Genomic DNA, 19,129 nt, shown 5'->3' on the forward strand with positions numbered 1-19,129 from the left:
CTTAGTTTCGGGCTAGATGTTTTTGTTTGTCAGTAAAAAGTATTTTCGTATAACTTCCCCGTATGCGCATCAAGCACTTCGGGCGTCCGCTCGTGCTCGCTACCAATCATTCGATACACGAGTTCGTACGGGGACTCTTCCACCCTAGCATTGTGCATCCGTTCCCATTGCAGACGCAGCTTGGCCTGTGCCGTCCATCGGAGGATGGCTGTCTGGTAATCAAATGAAGGCACGGTCTCCAGCTTCTTTAACTGTTCTGGCCTTATGGAGGGGGACATCAAACTTTTGACCCTCCCATTAGAGCGGTCAACAGCTAGTTGATAGCATTCATCCCTGACAGATACGTCTTGAACATATACACCAAAGCGAATGATTTCCAAACGATCTTCGTCGTCGGTCTCTTCAGTTAGAAGCTTGAGATACGGCAACATTTCGGCTGCTAGTCCTCGGACATAGTCCATAGCTACTTCTATACATGCGTCTCGATCCCAGGTTAATGGAGCTAGTTGATCTGGCTTACCATGCGAAACAAAGTCAATCAGTTGTCCGGTTTGGCTGTCTACTCGCGCCTTGACCGCTCCCTCCATCTGATCAGCCCAATAGGCCTTCCAAGACCGGTCATTCTTGGCTGGACGCTCTTCATTCTGTTGCTTCCACACCATCAACTTGGTGTTCGAGCCAATATTGTCGTCTTGTACTAACTGAAATTGGTCGTTGTCTACGCCAATCCACTCTTCTAGGCTTCGTGTGGGCGGGAACTCACCTGGCCACTCGTCCAGAGTTCTTGGGTCAGAGGGGACAGCTTCTGCCCTATAGGCTGTCGGAACTTCCTCCTGTGATGATGCAGTATAGATTAGTCCTCTACTTCGGGGGGCGTAAACAAGATGGACCTGATCGTCACCATCCGTGTACACGGCTTTGTCCAATACGCAATATTCCACATGTAGCAAAAAATTCGCCTTCATACACGCCATCTGTTCCTCTTCTGGTGTGATCATGGTTGGGAGTGCTGGCCCTGGAACGGTTCCGTAGTACCTAAATCCGACCACGCGACCGCTGGGGTGAACCATAATCAGGCATCCCGTCTCAGGAAGCGGCAGCCCCATCGCCTTCTGCTGTCGTGTGTACCCAAACATCCCTTCCATCCACTCCATCTCACAATACGGAAAATCACGCAGTGCGCCGGGATAATGATCTTCCAGGAATTGCTCTGCCTGCTGTTTGAGCTCCTCCTCAGATATCCGTGTCTCGTTGTCCAATGAGGCCCAGGAAATGGCATAGTCTAGCAAGTTGCCGTCCCTGGAGAGCGTGGCAGAAACGGCGTCATCACTCCCCGTTTTAACCCATAAGAATCCCGCTTCTCCCTTCCCTGTTCCCCTCATGGTGTTCTCTTGATAGTCATTGACGATCAGATCATAATCCGGTGAAACGGCAAACTGGTGCTCTGCCTGTTGTCTTAACTGCAGGCGTAATGTATCCAGGTCTCGTTCGAGAAAATCTTGAGCCATTTCGTTGCGCAAATGTTCCAGCCCCTTCCGTAATTGTGTTTTTACAGTACCTAATGGCATATCCAGGAGATGGGCGATTTGCTGCTGGGTCAGGTCCTTCTTATATTTTAAGAAAAGGAGCTGACGCAGCTTCGGATTCAGACTGGCCAATGCACGCTCCAGATCCAGGGTTTGATCGATATCATTAACGACCAATGGCTCTTGCGCCTGCGGGTCTTCGCTCAGGTGAACACGCTTGGATTTCTCCAAATGATTGAGCGCCCGGTTCACCACAATTCTGGTAAGCCAGCTCTCAAACGCTTCGGCTTGCTGCAGCGTTTGCAGTGACTCATAAGCCTTAACCAGGGCATCCTGAACGATATCCTCCGCATCTTTGGACTCCCGTACATAATGGCGAGCCACTCGGTGCAGCTTATCCGTTCGATCCTTTATAAGAGAAACGAAGGCATCGTGATCTCCGTTTTGTGCGGCGTTGATTTGTTGCTGTGCATCGATCATTGTCGTTCACCTCCTGTTATATAGACAGCTAACTCGGGGGTTTGGATTTAATTAATGTAACATTATTCTGGAACTGACCGATCAAGTGACCACTCGCATGCGGCAAGCACGGGTGCCAAAGAGCACGTCACTCTTGGTGTGTTCCTGCTGAAGCTCCTTCATCCACTGAAGCAGTTCTTCCAGCCCGGTACGGGTATTGGAGAACTCACAGTCCTTTCCCCGTTCGATCCCCCGGTAGTCGATGGCGCGAGCGACATGGATTTCTTTCGCAATATCCTCATGGGTTCCACGTCCTTGAACGTACACCCAAATCATCAATCTTCCATTGTCCATCCACTAATTTGGCCTTAATGATATAAGCTAACGTACTAATATTGGTTTGGCCTTCCTGATCGGTATTCTCTACCTCGATATCTGCATTCCACCATTGTTCCTTGATTCCTTCCTTCTGCGGCTCCAGCTCTACATTGGTCATTTTGGTTTTGACGATCGTTAGCGTTCCGCGGCGCTGTTCTTGCTCTAATGCTTTATAAAGGTTTTCAGTCAGATACGGCTTTGAATTCTTCAAAAAAGCATCTTTAGCATTGAACGGTACGTGCACCTTCAGAAACTCCGGAATCACTTTCTGAATCTCCGTCTGCATTTCTTCCGTTGGCACTTCTACCTCTTCGGCCTGCTTCTCTTCTGCTGCTTCGCGGCAGCCTGTTCTTGTTCAATGCGATTCCCTTCAAAGATCGATCCAATAAGTAGTGCAATCATGCCTAATGCAATAAGGCACCAAGCCATGTCTTCACTGGCCCCTTCATGACCGATCCCCCTCGCTGCTCGAAGGATGTAACGGAATGCTCTGTACCCGGTTTTTCTGCTGTCTAGAACGTATAGATGTGGAATCTTGCCATGATCTGCTTCCTGATACTCTGTACTTCTGCCCCCAAGCGATTCTACCTCTCTGGATGTTCGGAACTTCTCAGGCTGCGGTCTTCTTTGGCCTTGTCCTGGTTCTTAATTTGGGCGTTGTACACCAGGAGTCGTATGAAGAGGTACGGTCTGCGGAGCTTGCCCACGGTTAGCCGAACTATTCGGTGACCGCGAGTCTATCGCTGAATCTTCCTGCGGTAAAGATGCAAATAATGAATCTTCATTTCCAGAATCTATGGTCGCCAGATAACGACTCTGATTCATTCCGGAAATTCCCGCTCCCACTGAAACTATCATTGAATCTAGTAGGTTCATAATAGTTCACGTTCGCTGATCCTACTCCGCCATGTAATGGAGCAACGTTTCCAGCCCCAGCACCCATACCCTGAACAGTTCCAGGCGTTTGTCCATTAGCGGCCCGTGGTCTTTGACGCATGAAGGCTGGTATAGTCAAGTCTCCAGCTTCAGTGCCGCCCTTCGTATCGTTTAAAGATACGGTTGGTGGTATAGATCCTGGATGCCCACTACTCGTGGAAGTGGCCGCTACTTCTGATAAGGCGCTTCCAGCAGCTCCAGACATTACCCCCGCCATTACTTTAGGGCTCACGCAGCTTCCACTAGCTCTTAGTGGTGGCGGTTCTCCTAAACTTTCTGATTGAAGTGGTGCGTTATCGTCAAGATCGTTATCGGTATCGGCACTATCCGTGACATCGTTATCCGAAGCATTCAGACTTTCATTCTCTAATGCTGCTGCGCTACTTGTATCTCTGCCACTGCTCTCCATACTATCTACAGCTGCTGTTAGTTGGTTGTCCGCCCGAATATATCTCTTGTTTATAGTTGTTCCCAAATAAGTGCATATGCTGATTATTTAGATATACACCTAATCGGCAATCGGTCTATGTTCTTGTCCATTTCGGTAATTGGTACAAGTTCTTGTCCTCAGCAGCTAGTTTCAGTCCAATTTTAATACCTAGCCACGCGTATTTTTCCCCTCTTAATTTGTTAGTTGTCCATAACAATGTGAACATTTTCATGTATTATAGTGCTAAAAAGGTTTTAAGTCCATGCGTGCATTGTTTAGATATACATCTAATCGGAAATCGGACTATGTTCTTGTCAATTCCGGCAATCGGTACAAGTTCTTGTCCTTAGCTTGGGACAAGAACTTGTACCGATAAAATAAAAAAGCCGCTAAAATAGCGACTTCAATGGGAATATGTTCTTGTCCCTCGACATGAGGCATTGTTCCTTAGGCTTAAGTTCCTCTTTCTCACCTTCTTAACAAGAACAAACAAAAAAACGTTAATCAATTTTACCACGAAGATTAACGTTTTTAAAAATTCAATTTTTTCACATATGCTTCAACTGATTTTTGGAGTTTAATAAGATCCATATCTGGTTTGCTTCCTCTGATTTTTAGCTCGGTCCCTTCTACTGTTCCTCGATCGGTAAATTCCTGGTAGACATCCCCTTATTCGCACTCCCGAATCCAAACGCTCATTTCTCCTTCATCCCGATTGGCCCAAGTGAAGTAGGGAATGAAGCGAAGATCGGCAGGCTGGGCATCCCAGTGGACATCGCTGCGATACAGATGTGTTCCCCAGTCTTCATTGGATACCATTCGCTGCCCAATGGTTGTAAATGCCGGAACCCCCAGAGGCATCCGATCCCCGCTACCGATATGAAACTGGGCGTCCCGGGGCAGCTGAATGCGATGCAATCCGCGGCCATTGTCGACTTCTTCCAGACAGTACATAAACGGTCCCCGCTGTATGGCTACTTTTCCGAAAGTGGCTCTGATGTGATCATGCCCTTTCATCCGCAGTAACTCCATAGGGAAATGAAGCCTGATCTCATCACCAGCTCTCCATGTACGGGTCACTTTCATGTAACCCCATTCAAAAATAAATCCACCATGTTCTGTCTTCTCCCCATTAATCCATAACTCGGGAATTTCACACCAGTCCGGCTTTCTCAGAGCTATCGTAAACTCTATACCTTCCGAGGAATCGGGCTGAACGATCAGCTTTACTTCTCCGGTGGAGGTGTAGTCAGACGCCATAGTTAGAGCTACTTTTCTATCCTTTAGTGTGAATTCCCCTTCCCCGCCGATGTACAATTGCACATACAACGTAGCCTGTTCCACAACTGGGGTATACACATATTGATCCAATGAGGCCAGTAATCGTGCAATGTTCGGCGGACAGCAGGCACAACCAAACCATCCTTGCCGGCGTGTTCGCACGTGGGCATAATTAGGATTCACACGTTGAATCTCCGGATCGACTTCAAGCGGATTCACATAGAAGAAGCGTTGACCATCCAAGGACATTCCACTAATCACCGTATTGTACAGAGCCCGCTCCATAACGTCCGCATACTTGCTATCCGGATTCATCTGAAGCATACGCTTCGCCCAAAAGATCAGGCCAATCGAGGCACAAGTCTCTGCATAGGCAGTATCTCCCGGCAGGTCATAATCGCCTGTAAATGCTTCTTCTTTTGCTGATGTGCCAATGCTTCCCGTAATGTACATTCGCTTGCTCACTGTGTTGCTCCACAATCGTTCACAGGCTTCTTTCAGCGATGTATCCCCCGTCTTTGCAGCTACATCTGCCATAGCCGCACACATGTACACCAGTCGAACCGCATGGCCTTCTGCTGTCGACTGCTCCCTAATGGGGAGATGAGACTGGGAGTAGGTGTGCCGATGAACCATGTCCAACTCGCCAAAATGTACGGTACGGCCCCTTTGTTCCCATTCCTCTACAAAAAAATGCGGACTCGCTCCCCGCTGATCCAGAAAATAACGGCTTAGTTCGAGGTATTTCTCTTCCTTTGTCGTCTCATACAGCTTGAAGAGTGCAAGTTCGATCTCCTGATGCCCATCATAACCAGGCAGTTGTCCCGGCTCTGTACCAAACACGGTGCCTATATGATCCGCCAGGCGAATAACCACATCCAGCAGCATGCGCTTGCCCGTGGCATGATAGTACGCCACACCAGCCTCAATCATATGTCCTGCACAGTAGAGTTCATGGCATTCGGCGAGGTTTGTCCAGCGCGCCCCAGGTTCACGCAAGGTAAAGTAGGTGTTCAAGTAACCATCAGCTTGCTGCGCCTGTGCTATGGTCTCAACTACGGAATCCACGAGGACTTCCAGTTCCGGATCGGGCTTCGCAGAGAGCAGGTACGCAGCTGCTTCAATCCATTTTGCAACATCGCTGTCCTGAAATACCATGCCGTAATGAACGCCCTCTTCCTCCCCTGCAGCGATGCGGAAATTCCGAATGGCCCGGCTTGGTTCAGCTCCTTCGATACGATCATTGAGGGCTTCCCATTGGTAGGGAACAACCACGTTGCGGACCAGTTCAATATAATGGGACCAGAATGGATCATTGATTTTATGGCTATATCCTGGTGTCTGTGGATGGTGCGGCACATCTGGTTTTGTCATGGGAACCTCTCCTTGTTCTATTCAATATCCTTATTTTACAAATCATTACATCAGGGTGAAATCATCATTTCCAACTGAAATTTATATGATTACAACCTTGCACGAGCGCCTTCCTTGCTACAATTGTTCTTATTCAGGCTTTTCTCCTCAACAAGATACACGGCCAGCAGCTTATAACCATGATTGGAATCGGCAATTCGGATGCAAACTGGTCAGTATAATATAAATAATGGTTGCCCCTCAATAATTATGTTGGGCAACCATTATTTTTGTAACAAGTAGATTCTAGAGTTGTGCAGTCTACTTTTCCAGGTTTGTCAGCAATCGGTAAATGACCGCCACCGCTTGCGCACGTGTGGTCTGGCCATTAGGGATAAAGCGGCCATCCGGCATGCCTGTGATTAAACCACCCATGCGAACAGCCTCTACTGCTGCTGAGGATTCCGAAGAAAGATTCTTCAAATCAACAAACTTCGCAGAATCATCTTCCCCTTCGGTTGGTAATGTAACATTTAAATTACCTGCTAGACGATAAATCATTACGGCCATTTCCTCGCGGGTTATTGGTTCATTGGGACCAAAAGTGCCATCTGCTTTGCCTTTGACAATGCCCAGCTTATGCGCACTTGCGATTGGAGTGCTGTACCATGTGCCTTCTTTGATATCGCTAAATGCGGGTGTTGCTGTTTCATCCAACAGATCGAATGTGTTCATCAACATTTTGAGGAATTCTGCCCGGGTTACTTGAGATGCCGGATTAAAATCTCCAGCTCCCGTTCCCTCAATAGCTCCCCTTGCTGCCAGTGCTTCAATGCCTTCCACAGCCCAATTCACATTGAGCAAGTCCTTGAAGGTAACGTTTGCGCCAAGTACTCCGAACATGCCGTTCTGATGCATGTTAAACTCAAACATTTTTGTGGATGCATCATATTTACCGTCGACAATAGTTCGGGCCACTCCGGCATCGTTCAGCGTAAATGCAAACACCTGATGCCCTTTCATCCCTGAGTTCAACTGATAAAGCATGGATAGCCTAAGTCCTTTTCCATGCAGTTCTTTAGAAGAAATACTATTTCCATCCGCAGTTACCGTGATGTTGCTGACCACCTCAGCTTCACGAAGTTTTCCAGCATGTTTTGGCAGCTCGCTTGGTTCCACGGCTTCAAAGGCCACTCCTAGATTACTGATGTCCTTAAACGTAGTCAGGAATTGATGAGGTATCGTCAAAACGGCTGATCCCATTTCAATTCTTACACTGGTCAAAGACTTCGTAGTACTAAGCGTATTCCATGGAAGCACGGCTTCGACTTGTTGTGTTTCCATGTCCTTTTGGATGACAATAGTTAACTTCCCGTCCTTCATATCTTCCAGCGCTGCATTAATATGGCTGTCTGTAAGCTGAGCCTTGGCCTTACCATCTTTTCCGCTAGCAACTGCTTTTACTTCGATTCTGCCTTGGCTCACGCTAACTGGCGTAAGCTCTTTCGGATCCGAAGGCGTAGGAGCTGGTGCTGGAACTGGTGTTGGAGCTGATGGCGATGGGCTTGGAGTCGGTGTAGGTGTAGGTAACAGTTTTAATCCCGCAATTGCAGAATCCAGCGCGAGAACCGCAGCATCAATGTCAGCCTGTGAAGCGGAACCGCTCGTCAACAATTGTTCAGCAGAAGACATCTTTTCCGCAAAGTTCTGCCAACTTGCCGCCGTGTACCGTTCTTGCTTCAACGCCTTTGCTTCATTCAGCTTCGCTTCGAGCGCCACTGTATCCACTGGCGGATTTTCTGTAACCATCAGGACGGTGTACGTCTTCGTCGTGATTTGATCTGAACCTGTTACCGTCACTTTGTATCCAGTCTTCAAATCAATTGCCGATGTCAGCCCATCAGATTCGTACACCGCAAATGTCACACTTGCAGGGACTTTCAACCCCGCATTAAGTTCTTCCAGCGTCGTCGTTTCAGGAACAACGATTTCCTTCGCCAACTGATCCACAGAACCGCCTGGAATGTTGATACCGATAATAGTTACATTGTGTTCCTCTACCGGCTCTAGGGCTTCAAAAGCTTCCAGCAACGCTTTGTACGCTGAATCGATATCTCCTTCGGTCGAAGCGTCATTATTATACACGTCACTAGCTAACTGCAAAGCTGCTTGCAACGTTTGCCATTGTTCCGGTGTGCCAATATAGTTCTCTTCGTTCACGGAAGGATCCGAAGCAGCAGCAATTGCCGCTTTTAGGCGGGACTTATCGTATTTGACATAAATACGTAGGCTTGCTCTCAGGTCGGTTCCTTCCACACTGCCAAGCACAACAAAATCGGTCGCGATGGATAGCTTATTTTCCGGAATTTCATCCCACACTACATTAGCTAGCCCTTTCGTATTGTCTTCATAGGTCACGGTGACTTGTGAAGGTAGCTCAGGCATGACGTTAATGGTCGTATTGACCGATGCTGGCTCAATGGCCGTTATCGCACCATGCTCTGTTTGAGGTGGTTCTTCCCCTTCAGGTTTGGCAGAGATGGCCCGCCATTCTTTTAAACCGGTGTACACCGAACTGCTTTGGTTTTTCATCGTTAAACGTAATTTGTCGGTCGTGACTTCATTAAAGGTGACTTGGTTGAATTTGCCCTTTTCCATTTTCTTATCACTAAGTCCGCTAACCGCCACATACTCGCCCGTCTCCTGATCCCAATACTCGAAGTTGTAATCAGCCGGAACCTGAACGCCGCCTCCATCATCATAAAAGTACATCGAACTACCAGACAAGGTCACAGGGTTTTTCCATGTATATTCCACCCAATGATTCTGGTTGGGCGATCCCCAGTTTCCATATTGAGTTTCGATCTCTGGGTTACCGATGCTCCCAGGAACTAAAGGAATATACCCGTCATTCACCGAGTTCAAAGATTCCCATGCCGATCTATAAGAAGCGCTTGGCGTAGCCAAAAGGGCAGCATTGCGATAACGGAGACTCTCTTCAGCAAGGCGCACTCGATTCGTCATGGACTGCACTTCATCAAGCTTATAATCATCTCTCGCAAGCAGTTCCTTGGCCTCAGTCAGCGCTGCCTGCAAAGCCTGCCACGACTCCGGCGTGAAGTCATCCGCATTACGGACAAGTTTGCCCTGCGGCGATACCCGGTCTGCAAACTTGGCAATGACATTAGACAATTCGGCCGTCGCTACGTATACCGTGATGGGTACTTCTACCTTCGTGATTGCATCCCCGTCACTGACGCTCAACTCGTAGACGTATTCGCCCACCGCGCGGAATGTCACATTTAGTGTGGCCTGATCCAGTGCCTCTGCCTGCACTGCACCAGCATCACCTGATACTAGATTCCATGCATACGTCAAACGCCCGATTGGCAGACCATCATCCGTAATTACGGGCGCCAACTTCAATGGGGCACCTTGCTCCACGTTCACCGGCAGGTCTAGTTGCACTTTTGGTGCAAGATTTTCCGAAGGCGTAACGTTTAGGTCGTTATTATAGATTTGAATTTCCTTAATTGCTGTCGAGTAGCCCGATGCATGCGTAAAATGGACTCGGATGGCCGCCGTGTTCACCGCATTAAATTCAACATTGTTGTAATTTGCAGCCACATAATCTGGATAACGGAATTGCCCTTCCACAGGCTTCCATGTGGTGCCGTCCGCATCCAAGTATTCCACACCAAACGTTTGCGGGGCTGCATAGCCGTTTGGCCGCCGATCATTATAGAAGTACACTTTCACGTTATCCACCTCTTGGGCTCCGTCAAATTGAAACGTAACCGAATCGGAAGGGTTCGGCGAGCCGCCGAATAACGCAGTATTCGAGGTATGGTTAATGGAGGCAATCGTAGACCCGTCTGCCAGTCTGTTCACATTGGAGTTGCTATGAATATAACTAGACTCAACCGTAGTTCCAGATGCCGTCGCCAGGTTTACGCCGCTATGCTCCACATCAACTCCAGCTTTATTGAACATGTCTACTGCTTTTTCATTGCCTACCAGTGAAGTATCGTCTGCCGAAGCCAGATCAACAGCGCTACCAATTTCATAAATGACGTTGGTGTTTGTGTTGTCTCCGACGGCACCTGGCACGTCACCGTCCGGTTTTTCTACTTTGCCCGTTGCTGTATCAAAAATGATATGCGACATTTCATCGGTAGTCATGACACGTTCGCCATTAATGAACAACGAGTATCCGACAGGGATATCCTTGTAGTATGGATCGCTATCGTTATACTTGGCCGGGTCCTGCCACACAATGGACAGATTGGCATCGTGATAACGCACATTGTCCACAGCAAAATGGTCGTATTTGATATCAAGAGGCCAAAGCTCGATTTTATCGTCCGCTCGTGGTTGAAGGCCTGCCATATCCTCCATTACGGAATAATTCATCATCCCGAGCGTATCGTGGTGAATCCAAGCCCGCACCATCTTGCCACTTGGATTCGGCGGGTTTTGCGGCGTCCAAGGCGTACCAAAGAAATAATCCTCCAGCCAGAAGAATTCATTGGAATCTAGATGGTCGGTATTACCCGGTTCAACTGTGTGTAGCCAAGCGCCCCAGTCAAACAACGTTTTGTAGGTGTCACTGTTGATATTCTCCACTGGGTAGTGGCGTAAAGAAGCGCGAATGGTATTGATATAATTTCCAAAGTTGCACCAAGCGAACTGGTCGGTTCCGAACGCGCTGGTCTCTCCGTTCTGGAATGCTTCCACACGTTTCATGATACTGTGCTGATCTGCCGTGAAGAATGGGAAAATCGGATAATAGTTCGGATCGCCGTAATCAGACAATTGGGTCAAGTACTTGGATTCGTACCCTGGCTCCCCTTCTTTCGGCACCACACCAAAGTTAAACACAAACATATTGTTGTCACGCCATGGATTGAATACGTCTTGTTGGTTGATAACTTTTTTGTGCAAAAAGCTGCCTTCCCCGTTGGTATCAGCCTCGCCGTCAGCGTCAAAGTCCGCTTCGTCGTACCACATGTTGTTCAGGATCGCGTTCCGAATGCGCTCGGCAACCTCTTCCATGCGTTTAGCGTTTGCGTCATCCCCGAGTTGTTCGTACATTTGTTGCGTGGCTACCGCGTTTGCATACGCTGTAGAAGAACCGTCCAAACGCGCATAGTTTCCGTTTCCTTTCCAGTGCATGGATACTGTGTCTCCATCATTGCCGGTAATCGGCCCGTGATTGTAATAGACCAAATCAGGATTGGTTCCCCGGAAATGATTCAATGTACCTGTCACATCGTTTGCCGAGAAATCAGCGAATTTTTTCAACACCTTTTCTCCGCCACCATAAATTTTGTAAGCTTCCCAACCAACTTGCGATGTGTTTTGCATCATGTCCCACGTCCAGATATTGGGTCGTCCCGGGTTGTTTTTGTAATTGGCGTTTTCGGAATATTCGCCTTGGGCTAGCCAAGTACCGTATGCATAAGATGGATCACGTAGCCACTTCAAGTCCTGCAACACCCACGGAACACTGACCGTAATGCCGTTGTTATAACCGAGCACACCTTCCATGTTCATCGGGAATTGCCAGTCGTTGCCGGGAATGTTGGCTTCCAGCAAGTTGAAGCGGTTGGACCACCAACGGTAATACAATACCTTCTTCACGTTTTCGTCCGGAATATCGATGTAGGGGATATTCTGCGCCCACCATTCGTTATACTCCTTCACCTGATCACTGAAAGCCTTTTCATTATTACTTGCTTTAAAAGCAGCATACTGCGTTTTCGAGGCTGGTATTTCTTCCGCCAACCATCCCATGACCACTTTTTCATCCACCGATGTACCTGCAGGAATCGTAATCTCTTTGACCAAATCATTGCCAGCAGGCATCATGCCATCCCCACTTAGATGCACGTCAACATACGACAACGCTTCCACGTATTTTTCTCCGGCGCGTCCAACCATGATTGGGGCAGCCACCCGTTTGCCGATCAATTCATCTCCCTCGGCTTCAGTTACAAATGGAGATTTGACAGTCATCGTTAACGTAATTGGCGAATTACCGTTATTGGTCAACTTCAGTAAAGTAACGGCACTGTTAGAGGAGGAAATGAATTTACGCTGGCTGATATCCAATCCGCCGCTTTTGTAGGTCTGGTCAGCATGGCTCGGATAATTTTTACGAGCACCCTTGTCTTCCACAACGGCTCCCGTAGACAGGGTAATGTTATACATCGTATCCTTGTTAAGGGTATCCGCATAATGTACCGTCCCGACAAAACCGAGTTGCCGGTTATCCTGCGTTTTCATGTATAAAGCGCTCCCTCGGCTGAACAGCGTGTTGGCACTGCCATCATCGTTATTGTCGTCTGGGATGACACCCTCGTTTACCAGCAATTTATCGAGCCATGGTAAGTCTCCATGATCTGCAGCGAATTGGTCAAAATCAAAATCTTCAATGGTTTTCATCATTTGGCCAACAGTTTCCTGACTGAAATCCACGGGCTGTCTTACGATCTGATTATTTTTCCATGTTGCTTCGCCGTAGTCTGTACCCACACCTTCATGCACAAAATCTGTCGTATAGTTCGCCGATACTGGTACGATGCCTGTATTCAAGGTTACGACGGTGGCCAAAGCGGCCACCCACATTTTCGTTGCCCATTTCCTCTTCTTTTTCGCCATTGCTTCGTCTCCTCCTTATTAACCTTTAATTCCCGTCAACGTAATGCCTTCTACAAAGTATTTGTTGCCGATCAGGAAAAACACCAGGCAGGGAAGTGTTACGATCAGTGCAAGCGCCATGACCTGCTCATAGTTCGGAATACGCATTCCGTTCACCATGTACAAGCCCATAGGCAAGGTATAATCGGCCTCTGTTTTCAGATAAATCATCGTATAGAAAAATTCGTTCCAACAGTTGATAAAACTGAATAGTGCAACAACGATCATAGCAGGGCGAATGAGAGGCAGCATGATCCGATAGTAAATGCGGAAATACCCCGCGCCGTCGATTTTGGCCGCCTCGCTTAGTTCAGCAGGGATGGTCATGAAAAATTGTCTTAGCAGAAACACGAAGTATGCATTACCGCCTGCGCAAAAAAAGGCTGGAATAATTAGCGCAGGTTTGCCTGCAAGCCCAAGCGATGTATATAACGAAAACTGCGGCAGTAATGTAACCGCACTAGGCAGCATCATACTGCTGATGACAAGTACAAACCAGGCGCCGCGCATAGGGAAACGTAATTTGGCAAACGCGTATGCCGCAAAGCTGGTCGTTATCACGGTACCAATGACATAAGGAACGACGATGGAGACCGAATTCCATAGCTGACGCCAGAACTGAATCCGTTCCAACCCAAGCCTGAAATTCTCGAACCCAAGCTCCTTCGGAAAAAATACAGGCGGCCTGGCCAATATTTCCGAATGACTAACCATTGCGCCGCGTAATAGCCAGTACAACGGAAAAGCAAACATTAATGCAAGCAGGAGAGATAACAAAATTAATCCGAAATGAATCGCTTTTCTTCGGTTCTTTGCCTGCTTGATGCTTGTATATTTCATCGGTGCAGGTACCGTCTCCATTATCTCACCCACTTTCGTTTGCCCATGGAATCATCACGTTTCAGTGCGCCTTGAAAGTAAAACAACACGCCCGTAATCACCAAAGTGATCAGAAAAACGATCCAGGCTTCGGCTGAGGCCAAACCACGCATGCCCACTTGAACAAAGGAATGGTCGTAGATCATGACGTTGATAAAGTATGTCATTCGATCAGGCGCACCATTTCTTGATAACACCACGCTCTGGGTGTAGATCTGGATTGACGTCATCATACACATGATGAGCTGAAAAAAGAGTACGGGTTTAATTGTAGGGTAAGTTACCTTAATAAACTTGTGCCAGGCGTTTCCTCCGTCCATCTCTACGGCTTCCAGCAGTTCACCCGGGACGTCCTGCAACGTGGCGATAAATACAACAATTGTCCCGCCACATGTCCACAGGCTCATGATAAACAAGGTGTAGAAAATCCGTAGTGGATCATTGAGAAAATCCCAAGGTGCAATGCCCATCTGCAGTAGAACCCAGTTGATGAGTCCCCCTTTGGCCTGATTTTGCAATAGCATCTGCCACACGATCGTTGTCGCTAGCATCGGTACGACGGATGGCAGAAAAAAGATGGCTCTTAGCAAATTTCTTCCGATAAATTTGCGGTTCAGCAGCAAGGAAACGATCAGGCAGAACACGATAACGAGCGCAACGTTAACAAATGCGTAAACCAGCGTAACCGTAATTGACTTTTTGAATTCAGAGCTGGGATTGCTGAAAATGTACTTGAAATTATCGAGCCCAATCCATTCCATGACCTGACTACCACTAATAATCGTAATTTTATGAAAACTGTAATATAAACTGGCGAGCATCGGATACATCGTCAGCACCAAAAATCCAATAATGGCGGGAGCAGCGAATAGATATCCGGCAATGGCCTCTTTGGTAGCACCTTTAGCAAATCTTCGGATTGGGGTGGATTCCGAATCAATTTTGCGTTCTGGATTCATAAGCATAGCCTCTCTTTTCAAATTCAAACTTCAGAGTTCCTATTGCTAGGAAACCTTCCCACTTTCCCACAGCGACTTAATTACCGGCATAATTGCATCATAGATTTCCTTGACGCTTTTCTGTCCCGATAATGCCTGGTCGATCGACTTTTCGTATTCTGTGTTCATTTTCAAGTAAGCCGGAACATAATACGCAGGCCATTGGACAATGGCATCCTTAGTCGTGGCATAGCTAAGGATTGTTTCCTTCGCGCTTGCTGGCAGATCTGCCGTCCATTGATCGATTAAAGCTGGGTCCGTATACCAGTCTGCCTGATTGGGCAGCCATGCTCCGCTTTTCAGCAAGTCTAGGCTGTTTTCCGGGTTGACCATGTAGGCGTAGAATTTCTTGGCCTCTTCGATATGTTTGGAAGTATTGTACACAACTAGAGGAGCTCCAGCATTCATGGTTACTGCTTTCTCCATTTTAGGGAGTACACCTACACCAATATCCTCATTGCCTTTGATATTCGCTAAATCCCAGGATCCGCTGATTGCCATAGCGTACCCCCCGCTTAATGCATCCACAGCCGAGCCAATCCCAGAACTCCAGGTATAGCTAAAGGCAGAAGCAACTTTGTCTTTGTTCACAAGATCAACCAGTTTTTGAATACCTTCTGTCGTTTTGGGTGAATCCCATTGAAACTCTTTTCCATCCGGGGATACAATGCCACCTCCATTCGCGCTCGCTGCCCAAAAATGGTGAAATTCACGACCTGCTGTAAAACCAAGACCATAGTTTTCGGTCAATGCAGCATCGAACCCAGCATCGGCGGCCGTCTTACCACTTGAGTCCTTGGTTAGCTTCTTGGCATTGGCAACAAAGGTATCCCAATCCCAGGCTTCTTCAACCTTGGTAGGTGGATATGGAACGCCTGCCTCATCAAATTTCGATTTACTATAGAAAAGCAGTTCCATTTGATTGGACAAACCTACACCGATTACTTTCTGTTCTGGAGTATGGATGGTGATTGCAGGAAGTTTCTCTGGAATGCTTCCATCCGCAAGTAGATCGGAAATGTCCTCTAAAATGCCCATCTCATTATATTTTTGAATGTCAGCTTCCCCCATGTAACTGATGTCCGGCAGTTCTCCGGATTGAAGTCTCGTCTGGATGAAGGTGTCGAATGTGCCGTCTGCGGGCAACACCTGCGCATTGATTTTCACCCCGGTGTCCGCCGTATATTTTTCTGCAGCGGATTCCACCAGTTGCTTCTGTACATCATCCCCCCAATACAGCAACTCAAGGGTGACGCCCCCAGCCGACGTATCCCCGTTGCCCGCCCCTGCATTTTTGGCATTGCCGGAAGTGTCCGAATTCCCGGAACAACCTGCTAGCGTGGAGAAAGCCAAGGTTAATGCGAGAGATAGTACCAACTTGCGCTTACCAAACCTCATGTTTGTTTCCTCCCTTTTCGAATGCTATTTATTTCAAGCCAACGAATTTAATCGTTTAACTTAAAAACGTAGTCCTTTTTCATATCCGGATGATTACATGGTGCTGATCGTTGCCAAGTCTGTACTTCCCGTTTAAGACCGAATGGGCAATGGCAAGTTGAAAGGACGGTCATGGGTATACAGAGAACTTTCCATTCTCCAGGCGAATGCTCTTTTGCAATGTTCCTTTAGGCGCTCGGAACTCTAACTGTTCCTCACGGAATACGTATCTGGATGGATACGCCGCGTAACTATTCACGGTCCACCCGGCATGTTCTTCAGTCACGAATCCGTTGACACACCTTAATATGCCTTCTCCATCTCGATAGAGATAGGTTGTAGTTCCAAAGCCCAGCAAATAAGCCACCAATTCTTCACCCATATCCCAATCATCCCCCGATACATCGGAGAACAAAGCGGCAAACAGCGGATCGTCTGCTCCCACGAACACCGATTGTCCGAAACGATTACGCGACAACTCCGGCATGTTCAAATTGGGTGCAGCCACACTATACGTCGATGCGGCTTCACCTTGCTCCAGCCTTCGCGGGGTGGATCTTACATTCCAGTCATAGCAATGAAAAATTGCCATCGTAGAGCGATAAGCTGCTTCCAGATATTCAGGATCATCGAGATGTTCATAAGCAACCAATGCCGATGATGCTGCAAGTCCGCCCCACAAGGAATGAATCATAGGAGACAGTGCTTCCCACCATCGATCCGGATTCTGCAGCCTATAATCGTTGCTGAACCCGATATTAGCCAAAATAAGCTGACCATATTGTGAAGCTTCGTCGGTAAGTCCAAGGAAACACAACGCTGTGCACGTTGGACCAAATCCGGCATTATCGTAAAAGTGCTCTGTGACAGCTCCGCTATAGTGGCGAACAGCAATTTCCATTTCCCGACCAAAGCGATCCCAGAGTTGTCGTAATCGGTCGTGTAATTCAGCATATCCCTTGCTGTTCAACTCATGCAGCAGTTCTCGTATATACAGAATGAACACTCCATTTAAACGCGATTCGTCCTTTTCTCGCTGGCCGAAATGACAATCCGGATCAAGTCGCAAACACATGACTTCCGCCGCCCATTTCAAATACTCGAAAGGAGAATGCAGATGAAGAAGCCTTTCATCCATCCGAGATAATAGATAAAAAACGTGCGCGATATAATCAAAATCGTACATGCGATAAAAGTTACCGTACAACGGTTGCGGCCGGGACAAATCACCGTCTATGAACCAGTGCTTCTTCATATCCAGCACTGCAGCTGCTTCCGCCTTCGTAATCTGCGCGGGGACAGGTGAAGACATCAAATTGTTCATCAGTATGAATGCCAATTTGCCCAGCGCCTCGCCTTGGTTAGACAACGGACGGAACGCATGGGGCCGAACAGCTGACTCCCCACCATCATAGCTGTTAACCGCAAGCCATTCTGCCCGCTTTTCGAGCAATGTATGAACGGGTTCAAGTACATTCCAAACCAGCATGTCACGACGTCCATCCTTGAGTATCAATTCCAGTTTGCGTTCTCCCGGTACGTCAGCAGGCAAGCTGACTATGTACTCCTGATCAACGCTGTGATTGCTAATTTGGTCAGAATCCATATCTGTGGACAGTGAGTTTCCTGAAGGAATCACGAGTGTCGTGATATCCTGTTCCACGATGTCATTCGTGGTTCCAGACACACTGTACAGTCTTAACGACCCCAATTCCAGCTCTTTAGGAAGAATCAATGAGGCCTCGAATTGTCCTCCTTTAGGCACCACGGGTATATAGCTCCAGCGAGGATGTCCGAGGGCCTTTCCTTGGTGATAGAAATCCGCCAGGTTCTGGAATGACACAAAGGCATACTGCCAGTTTTCGGTTTGCCCAGGCTTTAACGTTAAAGGAATGTAAGCGCCATCATATATCCAATCGGTAGATACCGAATCTTTCAATGAAGTTCCATCCTCTACCAAAGAGAGCCTGTGGTATAACAAGCCGTCCAAAGAGGGAGAAACCTGCTCTAGAAAGCGGTTACAATACCGGCAAAGGGAACCCATGGTTGACGTAGTTCCTCTGAGCGTGTAGATTCCCAAATGAGGTCCTTCGTTGCTTCGCCGTACAGCAGCAAATTTGGCAAAGTTCCCACCGAGGTGCGTAAATACGGCACAGGATTCATTCATGTTACGGTAAACATCTTGCGTTCGAAACATAATGTAGGCGAGAGAAAACCAAACATGTAACCCTTGAATTTCAAGGCTCTCATCCGATTCATTCGTCAATTCGATACCCCAGCGTAATTGATCTCCTGCGAGCAAATATGAAAACAAGATTTTGAACTGTAAGTCTTTGAACTCTACGGTAACATGATGTGTGTTGTGTTTCGTTATATTTGGCTCAAACATTGAACTTTGTACATACCTTCCATTCAACTTCAGGCTCCATTCTCCAAAAAGCTTATCCTCATCATCTTGAAATCCGACCTCTTGTAAATAGAAAGGATCCACTACCCAATTCATCTTATGGGGATCATCTTTCATCACCAATGACTGGACGGTTCCACGTTCTCCAATTTTGATTTTAAATTTATCATTACTAAGAATCGCCATTCAAATCACCCCTTCATGTATCGGCAATTCGGTTAAACGTTTAAATTATATTGGGTAAGGAACATTATATTCCTGATATGATGCAACCTCTTTCCAAAGAAGAGTAGCGGAGCCTAACCGGGCTTGACCCTTTGCCATGAAACTCACCCGCTTCTTT

At 47.5% G+C, this 19,129-nt stretch carries 11 protein-coding genes; all 11 read right to left on the reverse strand.

What is annotated here, in order from left to right; all coding sequences use genetic code 11:
• Window positions 1-29: 29 nt before the first annotated feature.
• Complete coding sequence (locus AC4G47_RS13375) at window positions 30-2,006, reverse strand: sigma-70 family RNA polymerase sigma factor (RefSeq protein WP_491106330.1); 1,977 nt, start codon at window positions 2,004-2,006, stop codon at window positions 30-32.
• An 81-nt stretch (window positions 2,007-2,087) separates the two neighbouring features.
• Window positions 2,088-2,312, reverse strand: a complete 225-nt coding sequence (locus tag AC4G47_RS13380; protein ID WP_339176893.1) for a hypothetical protein — start codon at window positions 2,310-2,312, stop codon at window positions 2,088-2,090.
• On the reverse strand, window positions 2,284-2,664 hold the full coding sequence (locus AC4G47_RS13385; RefSeq protein WP_491106331.1) for a hypothetical protein: 381 nt from the start codon (window positions 2,662-2,664) through the stop codon (window positions 2,284-2,286). Before AC4G47_RS13385 ends, AC4G47_RS13380 begins: the two co-directional genes overlap by 29 nt.
• Window positions 2,665-2,666: 2 nt before the next feature.
• Window positions 2,667-2,792 carry a hypothetical protein gene (locus AC4G47_RS13390; RefSeq protein WP_491106332.1) on the reverse strand — a complete coding sequence of 42 codons (126 nt, stop codon included), beginning with the start codon at window positions 2,790-2,792 and terminating at the stop codon, window positions 2,667-2,669.
• Window positions 2,793-3,144: 352 nt separating this feature from the next.
• Entirely contained in the window at window positions 3,145-3,774 is a 630-nt protein-coding gene (locus AC4G47_RS13395) for a hypothetical protein (protein WP_491106333.1), read from the reverse strand.
• A gap of 624 nt (window positions 3,775-4,398) precedes the next feature.
• Window positions 4,399-6,384, reverse strand: a complete 1,986-nt coding sequence (locus tag AC4G47_RS13400) for a glycoside hydrolase family 127 protein (protein WP_491106334.1) — start codon at window positions 6,382-6,384, stop codon at window positions 4,399-4,401.
• A gap of 300 nt (window positions 6,385-6,684) precedes the next feature.
• Complete coding sequence (locus tag AC4G47_RS13405; protein ID WP_491106335.1) at window positions 6,685-13,026, reverse strand: S-layer homology domain-containing protein; 6,342 nt, start codon at window positions 13,024-13,026, stop codon at window positions 6,685-6,687.
• A gap of 18 nt (window positions 13,027-13,044) precedes the next feature.
• A complete protein-coding gene (locus AC4G47_RS13410; RefSeq protein ID WP_145321680.1) occupies window positions 13,045-13,926 on the reverse strand; it encodes a carbohydrate ABC transporter permease in 882 nt (293 codons plus the stop codon).
• On the reverse strand, window positions 13,926-14,903 hold the full coding sequence (locus AC4G47_RS13415; RefSeq protein ID WP_186327786.1) for a carbohydrate ABC transporter permease: 978 nt from the start codon (window positions 14,901-14,903) through the stop codon (window positions 13,926-13,928). The genes AC4G47_RS13410 and AC4G47_RS13415 overlap by 1 nt, the downstream gene beginning before the upstream one ends.
• 45 nt (window positions 14,904-14,948) lie before the next feature.
• Entirely contained in the window at window positions 14,949-16,340 is a 1,392-nt protein-coding gene (locus AC4G47_RS13420; protein ID WP_491106336.1) for an extracellular solute-binding protein, read from the reverse strand.
• A 169-nt stretch (window positions 16,341-16,509) separates the two neighbouring features.
• Window positions 16,510-18,972 carry a hypothetical protein gene (locus AC4G47_RS13425; protein WP_491106337.1) on the reverse strand — a complete coding sequence of 821 codons (2,463 nt, stop codon included), beginning with the start codon at window positions 18,970-18,972 and terminating at the stop codon, window positions 16,510-16,512.
• Window positions 18,973-19,129 lie beyond the last annotated feature (157 nt).

It is taken from the genome of Paenibacillus sp. Negev47 (assembly GCF_058313655.1).